The sequence below is a fragment of the Microcoleus sp. genome (assembly GCF_049646505.1).
Taxonomy (GTDB): Bacteria; Cyanobacteriota; Cyanobacteriia; order Cyanobacteriales; family Microcoleaceae; genus Microcoleus.
In genome coordinates, this window is sequence record NZ_JBARVX010000359.1 from 1 (window position 1) to 10,127 (window position 10,127).

Genomic DNA, 10,127 nt, shown 5'->3' on the forward strand with positions numbered 1-10,127 from the left:
CAATTACACAGCCGTTAAAATCTTCCAGATAATCCTCCAAAACCGCCAAAGTCTGCACGTCCAAGTCGTTTGTCGGTTCATCCCAAATCAGCAAGTTCGGTGCACTCATCAACACCTTTAACAGAAATAACCTGCGCTTTTCCCCGCCGGAAAGTTTGCTGATCGGTGCATACTGTTGGTTCGGCGGAAACAGAAACTTCTCCAACATTTGAGAAGCGGTAATTATTTCTCCATCCGCCGTTTGCACCAATTCCGCCACACTTTTCAAGTATTCAATAACTCGCTGGTCTTCATTCGGCGTCAAATCCTCTGAATGCTGGTCGAAATAACCAATGTGAATGGTTGTTCCAATTTCGACAGTACCAGAATCCGGCTGAATTCGTCCGGTGATGATATCCATCAATGTGGATTTTCCCGCACCGTTGCAGCCAATAATTCCGATCCGGTCTTCGGGAGTGAAATTGTAGGTAAAATCTTTGATTAAAGTGCGATCGCCATAAGCTTTACGGATATTCAGTAACTCAACAACTTTCTTACCAATTCGGCGGCCGGCTGTAGCAATCTCGACTTTGCCATTGGCTGTTTTGAACTCCTCTGCGCGCATATCTTTAATGCGGTCTATCCGAGCTTTTTGCTTGGTACTGCGCGCTTTCGGCCCCTTCTTGAGCCATTCCAACTCGCGCCGCAATACTCCCGAAAACTTTCGCTGAGTGCTGGCGGCGGATTCTTCAGCTAGGGCTTTTTTCTCCAAGTAGTAGGCGTAATTGCCACTATAATTGTATAGGTCGCCGCGATCGATCTCCAGGATGCGATTGGTAACGCGATCGAGAAAATAGCGATCGTGCGTAATCAGCAGCAGTGCACCGCGATAGCCGTTCAAATAGTTCTGCAACCACTCCACAGACAGCGCATCCAAGTGGTTAGTCGGTTCATCCATCAACAACACATCTGGTTCCGAAAGTAAAGCCGTTGCTAAAGCAATTCGCTTGCGATAACCGCCGGACAAATCGGCAATTTTGGCATCAAAATCCTCAATTCCCAACTTAGTCAAAATCAATTTTGCCTTAGTTTCCAAATCCCACGCATCCACCTCATCAATGCGTTCAGATACCGCAGACAAACGCGCCATCAACTTATCGGTATCGCCTTGGTGGTGGGACAATTTATCGGAAATTTCCTCGTATTCGCGCACCAAAGCCATTTGTTCGCCGCTGTCGGCAAATACTTGCTCTAAAACAGTGTGATTTTCGTCCAAATCGGGCTGTTGCGGGAGGTAGACAATTGTAGCCCCTGGATTGACCCAGCGATCGCCAGAGTCGATCGACTCCATACCGGCAATCATTTTCAGCAGGGTGGATTTCCCGGAACCGTTGGTGCCGATGAGTCCGACTTTATCGCCTTCATCGAGGCTGAAACTAGCATCTGTCAAGAGTTCCTTGATGCCGAAGTCTTTTTTGATCGATCGTAGAGTAAAAATAGTCATGAGTATATAAAATTATCTACTTAGTTTTTGACATTCACTAGCAATTTGCAGTATTTTAGATTATATCATATCTTATACCGCACTTGATTTTGATTTGCAGTTTCACCCAAGGCAAGCGAGAATTGATCGGTCTAAGTTTCCGAACTGGCAAGATGGGATATAAAATAATAAGTAAGAGTTGAGATTAGGAGCAATGAAAATAGATCGTATTACAAGCAATCCCAAGCGAATGAATGGGCAACCATGTATTCGCGATCTTCGGCTGACTGTTCGTCGGGTAATCGAGCTGCTAGCAACTTATCCCGATCGAGCAGAACTACATCAAGAGTTTCCAGAACTAGAGGATGAAGATATCCGACAAGCTCTAATTTTTGTATCCTCTTACCTTGACGATCGGATCATTGAGCTACCTAATCGTTATGAAGCTGTTGCTTGACCAAGGATTACCACTTTCTGCGGCAGCATTATTACGTGATGCAGGTATCGACACCATCCATGTTGGTGAAATTGGTATGTCTCAAGCCGAAGATGCCGAAATCATCCAGAAAGCCAGAGAAGAGGAACGTGTAGTTGTTACCCTTGATGCAGATTTTCATACATTGCTAGCACTTGATGAAGCAGTTTCTCCCTCAGTTATTCGCGTTCGGATTGAAAGGTTACGCGCCCAAGCATTAATGGATTTACTGCTGATGGTAATTGCTGAGTGCGAGGAGGATCTAGAACAAGGATCGGCTATTTCGATCGAGCCAAGCCGTATTCGGATTCGCCGTCTGCCACTCATACCGGATGTCTAAAAAATAGTCATCAGTATCAACAGTCATTTACCGGACTTAGTTTAATTTAGTTCGATCGAGTCCGGTTGCTAAGATATTAGAAACCAGTATAATGTAGCTTCAAGTTCATTGATGAGATAACAGTATGCAAATTAACTTAGTTCCGGTATGTGAACCCAGTTTTTCCTACGGTGGGGAGATGATGAGAGATGCAATCACTCGGTTCAGGAAACGGCTGCTTGCTGTTATTGTTATTTGCCCGGAAGAAGGTTTTGAATACTCAGGTGAACAAGCCAGACCTGATAACATCACTTCTACCGATATTACTGCTGCTATTGCTTTGTTTCGTGAACCAGGGACTATCGGTCAAGTTACAGGGTTCATTCATGAAGATGGAATGTACATTAGCCTATCTGGTGGCACAGGTAATTCCTATGGTAAAGAGTTCATGAAATGCTTGATAAAAAATAATATCCAGCCCTGGTTTTATCCAGTGGAATCAGTCTATGATATATTCCAGAAATGGTCAGGAAAATCAGAGGTTTTTTCGCTACTGGATTTAGATTTATCAACTCACGAGCGTCTGAAATATTGGGAACAGTTTTTAATAGATAAGATTGTTCCGAATCTTTGCAGAGAGGTGCTGGGTATTTTCGGTGGAAGCCGAACAGGAACCTGGCAAGAGTCTTGGCAGGCAGATGAGACAGAAGAGGATTATACAGACAAAGATCAATTAGAAGCAATACTCTCTAATACTGATTTTTATCTTACTTTCCTTGATGAGATTGCAAGTTTGCGAGTATTGAACAAACTCAGGGTGCCAGACGCCAAAGCAAATAAAACTCTGAGAAGACATCTTTATGTTGGCGTAATAGCGTGTCTCGAAACTTATCTATCTGATGCGTTCATAAATACGGTTTTGTTAAACGAAAACTATTTAAAATCTTTTTTTACATCATTCAAAGATTTCAAAGAACAGAAGCTGGGCATGAACGAGCTTCTTGACTCTGCTAGCAAAGCAGAAGAAATAGCGAAAAAGGCAATGTTAGAAGTCATTTACCATAACTTACCTAAAGTGAGTAAGATGTACGAAGCAACACTGAATATTGTGTTTCCAAAATTCTCGGAAATTCAAAAAGCGGTATCAACAAGGCACGATTTAGTACATAGGAACGGAAAGACTAAAGACGGCATAGAGAGTAGTATTGATAGCATTATGGTTGATGATATTATCTCGAAAGTTGAAAGCTTCATTAGTGAAATAGACCAAAAATTGAAAGAAAAAGATAACCCTTCTGAGTCTTCTGGCGCAAACTAACAAGTCTTGGAGTCTCCTCAGAACTAGCATAGCAAGCTTTCGCTAGATTACGTCTAAATAGCAACCACCCTTGTCTTAGCCTGAGAATCAGATTCAGGCTTTGCAATCACCCGAATCTCCACATCACTACCCAGCGCGTTTAAGAACCGGAACAGGCGATAGTACGGTAACAACAGTATAATATACTTAATCAGACTGGCGGTTTGTAACGTGGATATTCTAATTGAGTCAACAAAAGGCTTTGAAAACGATCTTACTAAGTTGAGTGAAGATGAAAAAGCAGCAGCGATTCAAAAAATCAACGATTGCGCCAGCCTCTTCCCAACTCAAAAAGCTGATGTCTATCGTAAGCTACATCCCCTTAGCTTACCGACAAATCTTAATGGTTACGAATCTTCACTGTACACACTAAGGGTTTCTCGAACATTAACAGTAATTTGGGCAGTTGACGAAGATCCAATTTTTGGGCAAATTATTTTTACTCTTTTTCGAGCAGTCAAAGACGATGAACTAGATAAAGCATATCAGGGTGTAGCAGAGTCTTTATATCGAGATATGCTTCACCACAATTTAGAAACTGCCCAAATCTCGTAAGCTTATTTATGGCACAGACTATTACGCTCTGCGATGAATATGGCATTATTCACGAAGCCATGAAGATTTTGCCAGATAACGATCTAAAGATTTGTTTTCTTGAAGCTTTGGCAGAACTTGAAGACAACGAGTGTCACAGAACAAGAAATTTTCCAAAAACGAGACTGCACAAAGTAAAGGGTGTGAAGCAGGCAATTTATCGTGCTGATATCGATAAAGTCTCAGGCTGGCGTATCCACGTTCAATACATTAATGGACAAATTCATCTCAAGGACATTATTGAGGGGCAAAAGCACGATTATGTAATTGAGGTGATTAAATCTAAGAAGCTACGCTACGAGTAGTTGTCAGTAAAACGACATTTGTACTATAATTCAGATACCAACCTTTGTTGGAGCATTTTTATATGTCATTGCAACAGCTTAAAGAAAAAGCTTGTCAACTCTCAGTCAGCGATCGCCTTGCCCTGCTAAGTGCGATCGTTCAATCGCTCCAAACTACACCAGAAATCGAGAATTGGCAATATTTAATTGCACGTCCTCATCCTTGGCGCAAACAACTGTATATTAAAGGGCGTAAATTACTGGCATCGAGTATTTGTCGAGATATGACTGCTAATCAAATGTCCGCCGAACAAGCATCCGAAAATTGGGATTTACCACTTGATGCTATCTATGAGGTGATTGATTACTGTGAGAATAATCAAGAACTTTTAAAATTAGAAGCAGAGGAGGAACGCTATCGATTAGAAGTAAAAGGAGTCCAACTTGAGCCTACGAATGCTGCTTGACGAAGATTCTCAAGCAAAGTATTTCGTTAATCTTCTTCAGGCAGCCGGTCACGATGTAGCGACAGTTAATACATTGGATTTAATGAATCGTCCAGATTCAGTCGTGTTACAGGCTGCCAGAGAAAATGAGAGAGTCGTGCTGACACGCAATTGTGATGACTTTCAGGAATTACATCAAGCGAACCCAGAACATTCAGGAATTTTGGCAGTTTATCAAGATTCTGAAGCTTCTAAGAATATGAGTTATCAGGCGATAGTGAAGGCAATTGATAATTTAGAGACAGCAGAGTATGACCTAAAAAATCAGTTTGTTGTTCTCAATTAATGGAGTTATTAATTTACCAAAAATTTATTGTAAAGTAAGAAAGCTTAATGAAAACCGCGATCGCCCATGCCTTCCAATGTACTATAATATAGATACCAACAAAAATTGGAGTATCTTTTTATGTCCTTGTTATTATAAACGCAGGTGCTTATGTCTCAAGCAATTAGGCAAGACATCATCAATATCGCCGAAGAGCAGATTGACGAAATAAGGCAAAAGATTGACTACCATACTACAGAATACACCATCGAATTCATAGTCGATAAATACCTAGAAAAAGATGACGATGATTTCAGTGAGATTTATATCCCTGAATATCAAAGAGAATTGATATGGGATATAGATCGTCAATCTCGATTCATTGAATCCATTATTCTTGGTGTTCCTATTCCTGCCATGATTGTCGTAGAAATCTATGAAACTGGAAGACTAGAAATTGTGGATGGCTCTCAGAGGGTGAGGACTCTTGCAGCTTTCATGACAAATCAGTTGCAATTGAGTAATCTCCAAACATTAGATTCTCTAAATGGTTCCTATTTTAACGATCTCGCCCCCTCACGCCAAAGAAAGTTTAAATATACTTCGCTTAGAATGATAGTTCTCTCAGACAAAGCTGATGAAAAAGTAAGGAATGATATTTTCTATCGCATCAACACCAGTAATCTCGATCTAACTCCTAATTCTAATAGTTTGCTACCAAACTCATAAGCCTGAGAATATGAAACCAAGAATTGACTGTGCTAAGGATAAGCTTTTAAGTCAAAGTCTATGAAAGAGTTCATTAAAGACTTTAACAGGCGAGTGGCAGAAATCCAGAAATATTTTGACTTAGTAGATAAAATTGAACAAATTGGTGCATTATCTTCTAAATAAATCATCTTCCCATCAGGTGAATATATTGTTGATAGCGAGATTCAAAAAATCTTGCAGTCTCATTGTTACTTGCTATTATACAATCTTGTCGAATCTTCTATCAGAAATGGTATAACTGCCATTCATGATGTTATTTTAGTCGAGCAATTAACTTATAAAGATTTAAGTCCGAAAATAAAGAGATTGTGGTTGCTGAACGATAAAAGTAAAAGTTTCAGAGACTCATATATCAAAAAGGATAACGTAGCTGACAATCTTCAGGAATTAATTAAATCGGTTTTGGAGGATCAGATGGTTTTGTTAGATCCATCTAATATTCCCATATCGGGAAATTTGGATGCTAAAACTATCAAGGAACTCATAGATATGTATGGCTTCTTTGGAAAATTAGGAGTTGCGACTAGAGAAATAGATGACATTCTGAATTTTGTGGTTAAGATTCGATGTGATTTGGCACATGGAAATGTTTCGTTTTGTGATGCTTCGAGTCAAATACTTTGGAGCAAGTTAGTTGATGATAAAAATAAATTGGTAAAATATCTAACTCATCTGCTGAATAATATTGATGATTACATTGAGAAGAAGAAATACAGAATCTAGCAGTCGATTTTGATGAGTAAACTTTGGCTAGATCGCGATCGCCCGTGGCATTGACAAACAAAAATCCTCTGCGGTAAAATGAGGAAAAAAGCACGGATAATTCCCAAACGATCGATCGCCCCTCAGCAGATTTGATATCACCCGCAGAGTTACACCGCCAGCTTAAGGACTTACTCCAGCAACTATCACCGGAACGATTACAGGTGCTTGCTGATTTTGCAGCTTACTTAGCAAATACTGAAAGCGAAGCTGCAGCGTGGAGTTCCCGGAACCGTTGGTGCCGACGAGTCCGACTTTATCGCCTTCATCCAGGCTGAAACTAGCATCTGTCAACAGTTCCTTGATGCCGAAGTCTTTTTTGACCGATCGCAGAGTAAAAATAGTCATCAGTTAAATATAAGATTATTTACCTAACTTCGTTTAGCGCTGACTCGCCCAAAAACGGAAGCCCCCGCAGAGTCCTCGCGGAGACTTCCAAATTTTAGACTCTGGTTCGGGTTCCTTTGAGTGAACTCGAAGTATCTCAAATTGACTATTCCCTTTTCTGCAAACAACCAACTTCAATTAAAATCCAAAACCCCGCTTACCATCAGGCTTAACAGTCAACCAATTTGTCTTCGCACTGGCGAGTTGTTCCTCGCTAACTGTAGCGTCAGTCAGATTCGCGCCGCACAAATTCGCGCCCCGCAAATTTGCCTTGCTCAAATAAGCGCCCGTCAAGTCAGCACCTCGGAAATCCGCGCCTTCAAAATTAGCAGTGCTGCAATAAGCTTCAGTCAAATTTGCCGATCGCAAATTCGCCTTAATTAACCTCGCGTGGCCCAAATTCGCCCCCGACAAATCCGCTGCTTGCAAATTTACCCTCACCAACCTAGCCTGATAAAAATTCCCCCCCGCCAACTGCGCTTTTGGCAGTTGCAAACCCGACAGTTCGCAGTCAGCAAAATCGCGCTTGCCTTTAAAATATGCCGCTCGCAAACTGTTGCTGTCCCACTTAACAACAGTTTTCGCTGTCTTGGGCGCTGCTAAATTGCCGTTGGAAAATGCAGCAGTTCCGAAAGTTCTGCCGGACTCCGCCAGACTGCGGGAAACTCTGGGCTGCATCCCCGTGTTTCCCGATTGAGTGAATGAAGTTCTACCGCGAATACTTGGGTTTGTCGATCGCAAATCTTGATGGACTTTGCTTTTCGGCGACCACGAAGAACCCTCTTCATTAAATATCGTCGGTTCTTCAACTGTGCGGATAGAAGAGTTAAATTGAGTTGCCAAGCCCTCGCAAAGGTCAGCGTCTTCAAATTCACCATTTAGAGCTTTGATGACATCTGCTGCCGACTGAAAGCGGTGGCCGACGAGCGGCTTGAGCATTTTCTCAAGAATCCGCGTAAAACTTAGACTCAACTGAATGTGGGGCTGCCAAACAATTTCGCCAGTTACGGCATCGAAATCTAAATCCTTGGGCGACTTTCCTGTCAGCAAATACAAGCAAGTCATGCCCAATGCGTAGATATCGCTGGCAAATATCGGCCGCAGCGCCATTTGTTCGGGAGGAGCAAAACTAAACGTGCCGACCGAAAATTTCGTATTAGCACCTTGGTCTGCCGGGTCTAATAACATTGTTTGGTTAACTTGGTCTTTTACCGCACCGAAATCAATCAAAACCAAGTGATTGTCTTGAGTGCGGCGAATAATATTTGCGGGTTTAATGTCTCTATGAATTACTCCTTGGGTGTGGATGTATTGCACTACCGACAGAATTTCTAATAGAAAATTTTTAACATCTGATTCGTTGAAACGTCCTGATTGTTTGACTTCTTGTTTCAACGTCAAGCCTTTAACATACTCTTGAACCAAGTAAAATTGCCCGTCGGTTTCAAAATAATCTAGCAGCCTCGGTACTTGCGGGTGGTCGCCCAATTTGCCGAGAGTTTTTGCCTCTCGCTTGAATAATTCCCGCGCCATTTCCAAAACTCGCGGCGACGAACTACTCGGTCGCAGTTGCTTGACGACACAACTCGGTTGACCGGGCAAAGAGATGTCTTTTGCCAAAAATGTAGCTCCAAAACCTCCTTGTCCCAAAGGTTCAATGACTCGGTAGCGAGCGCGCAGCAACAGCCGCGCACCGCAAGTCTGACACTGGAGAATAGAGTCAGCAGGATTTTGAGGATGGGGACAGCCCGGATTTACGCAGTAGCTCATGTTGATTGAGTTTGCCTATGTTTTTCTGATTTTGCCAGCGCCGCTCCAGGACACAAATTTCCTGATACCGATTCTGTAGAAATACTTATCTATACAGTTGTCGGCGGGCCGTGTGTCCGGTTGCGAATTGGAATTGCACCTAAGTCTTTTAGGCCGATATCTTTTCCCTATTTTGATTATGTCGCTGCTGTGAGTTTTTTCGGTAGATTATCCTTGAAGATAGTTTAAAGACTTGCTAAAGATGCCCTTTTTTGTGTAAAGTCTTTCTAAACTTAGGTGCTTTTGGCGCTGTTAGATGTCTCTAGCATACCTCATAGTCTGAATGAGAATGCTACTCATCCCCCAGCAGCCATCAAGCTTTTGACCGATCGCTCTTTTGTGCTTATCTATACCCAAATCCTATTGACAATATTCAACAAGTGTGATATATGGTTCCCATAATTGATTCTGGGACTGCAGAGCCATCAAACGGCATTCACCAGAAGGTAGAATGCAGGAGGCATCCGTCAGAAGGCATCCGTCAGAATTTTTGATTTTTCTTCATGACTGCTGACTGCTGACTGTTGACTGTTGATTGTTAACTGTTGGCAGTGGGCTGTTGGTTGTTGGTTGACTGTTGACTGTTGACTGTTGACTGTTAGTTCTAATTCCGAATTACCAATTCTTACTGACAACTGACTACGGACTACGGACTACGGACTACTAACTACTGACAAAATTATGCGTATTTCTCTAAACTGGCTGCGGGAATTGGTCGATGTGACAAAAAGCCCCGAAGAATTAGCCGAAACTCTGACAATGGCCGGGTTTGAAGTCGAAGAAATTGAAGACCGCCGCCGGTGGGCAGACGGCGTAGTTTTGGGCAAAATAGTCGCCTGCGAACAGCATCCCAACGCCGATAAATTGAGAGTTTGTCAAGTCGATGCCGGCCAACCAGAAGCCTTGAATATTGTTTGCGGCGCACCCAACGCGAGGGCGGATATTTACGTGCCCGTAGCTGTTGTCGGCACTTATTTATCAACAATTGATTTAAAAATTAAACCTGCTAAATTGCGCGGCGTTCCTTCCGAAGGCATGATTTGCTCTCTCGCAGAATTGGGACTGGCTAAAGAGTCCGCCGGAATTCACATTTTTGAGCTAGAAAATCCCGAATTGGGCAGCGATATTCGCCCGCT

13 protein-coding genes and 1 pseudogene are annotated in these 10,127 nt (G+C 42.3%); 10 read left to right on the top strand and 4 right to left on the bottom strand.

Features of this window, described 5'->3' with window-relative positions:
* A partial coding sequence (locus WBA89_RS18355; RefSeq protein WP_424408648.1) for an ABC-F family ATP-binding cassette domain-containing protein occupies positions 1–1,483 on the bottom strand: 1,483 nt, incomplete at its 3' end.
* Between the two features lie 193 nt (positions 1,484–1,676).
* Between WBA89_RS18355 and WBA89_RS18360 the strand changes: the two genes are divergently transcribed.
* The 9 genes from WBA89_RS18360 (at position 1,677) to WBA89_RS18400 (ending at position 6,756) form a co-directional block, all read left to right on the top strand.
* Entirely contained in the window at positions 1,677–1,919 is a 243-nt protein-coding gene (locus WBA89_RS18360) for a DUF433 domain-containing protein (protein ID WP_293192239.1), read from the top strand.
* Positions 1,903–2,277 carry a DUF5615 family PIN-like protein gene (locus tag WBA89_RS18365; RefSeq protein WP_424408649.1) on the top strand — a complete coding sequence of 125 codons (375 nt, stop codon included), beginning with the start codon at positions 1,903–1,905 and terminating at the stop codon, positions 2,275–2,277. The genes WBA89_RS18360 and WBA89_RS18365 overlap by 17 nt, the downstream gene beginning before the upstream one ends.
* Positions 2,278–2,401: 124 nt before the next feature.
* A complete protein-coding gene (locus tag WBA89_RS18370) occupies positions 2,402–3,574 on the top strand; it encodes a HEPN domain-containing protein (protein ID WP_424408650.1) in 1,173 nt (390 codons plus the stop codon).
* Between the two features lie 210 nt (positions 3,575–3,784).
* Entirely contained in the window at positions 3,785–4,168 is a 384-nt protein-coding gene (locus WBA89_RS18375) for a hypothetical protein (protein WP_424408651.1), read from the top strand.
* Between the two features lie 8 nt (positions 4,169–4,176).
* Positions 4,177–4,512 carry a hypothetical protein gene (locus WBA89_RS18380; protein ID WP_424408652.1) on the top strand — a complete coding sequence of 112 codons (336 nt, stop codon included), beginning with the start codon at positions 4,177–4,179 and terminating at the stop codon, positions 4,510–4,512.
* Between the two features lie 62 nt (positions 4,513–4,574).
* The gene (locus WBA89_RS18385; protein WP_424408653.1) at positions 4,575–4,958 is read left to right on the top strand and encodes a hypothetical protein; all 384 of its coding nucleotides are present in this window, start codon (positions 4,575–4,577) and stop codon (positions 4,956–4,958) included.
* Positions 4,948–5,283: a DUF5615 family PIN-like protein gene (locus WBA89_RS18390; protein WP_424408654.1), complete on the top strand. Its 336-nt coding sequence runs from the start codon at positions 4,948–4,950 to the stop codon at positions 5,281–5,283. Before WBA89_RS18385 ends, WBA89_RS18390 begins: the two co-directional genes overlap by 11 nt.
* A 150-nt stretch (positions 5,284–5,433) precedes the next feature.
* Positions 5,434–5,991 (top strand): DUF262 domain-containing protein, encoded by a 558-nt coding sequence (locus tag WBA89_RS18395; protein WP_424408655.1) that lies wholly within the window; start codon positions 5,434–5,436, stop codon positions 5,989–5,991.
* Between the two features lie 204 nt (positions 5,992–6,195).
* Entirely contained in the window at positions 6,196–6,756 is a 561-nt protein-coding gene (locus tag WBA89_RS18400) for an MAE_28990/MAE_18760 family HEPN-like nuclease (protein ID WP_424408659.1), read from the top strand.
* A gap of 252 nt (positions 6,757–7,008) precedes the next feature.
* On the opposite strand, the pseudogene WBA89_RS18405 reads toward WBA89_RS18400, so the two are convergent.
* From WBA89_RS18405 to WBA89_RS18415, 3 genes and pseudogenes are all read right to left on the bottom strand, one after another.
* Positions 7,009–7,143: pseudogene (locus tag WBA89_RS18405) on the bottom strand (hypothetical protein); the annotation flags it as partial.
* A 177-nt stretch (positions 7,144–7,320) separates the two neighbouring features.
* Positions 7,321–8,952, bottom strand: a complete 1,632-nt coding sequence (locus tag WBA89_RS18410; protein WP_424408656.1) for a protein kinase domain-containing protein — start codon at positions 8,950–8,952, stop codon at positions 7,321–7,323.
* A 506-nt stretch (positions 8,953–9,458) separates the two neighbouring features.
* Positions 9,459–9,626 (bottom strand): hypothetical protein, encoded by a 168-nt coding sequence (locus WBA89_RS18415; RefSeq protein ID WP_424408657.1) that lies wholly within the window; start codon positions 9,624–9,626, stop codon positions 9,459–9,461.
* Between the two features lie 46 nt (positions 9,627–9,672).
* On the opposite strand from WBA89_RS18415, the gene ytpR reads away from it, so the two are divergent.
* The coding region (gene ytpR / locus WBA89_RS18420; RefSeq protein WP_424408658.1) for a YtpR family tRNA-binding protein at positions 9,673–10,127 on the top strand (455 nt) is incomplete at its 3' end.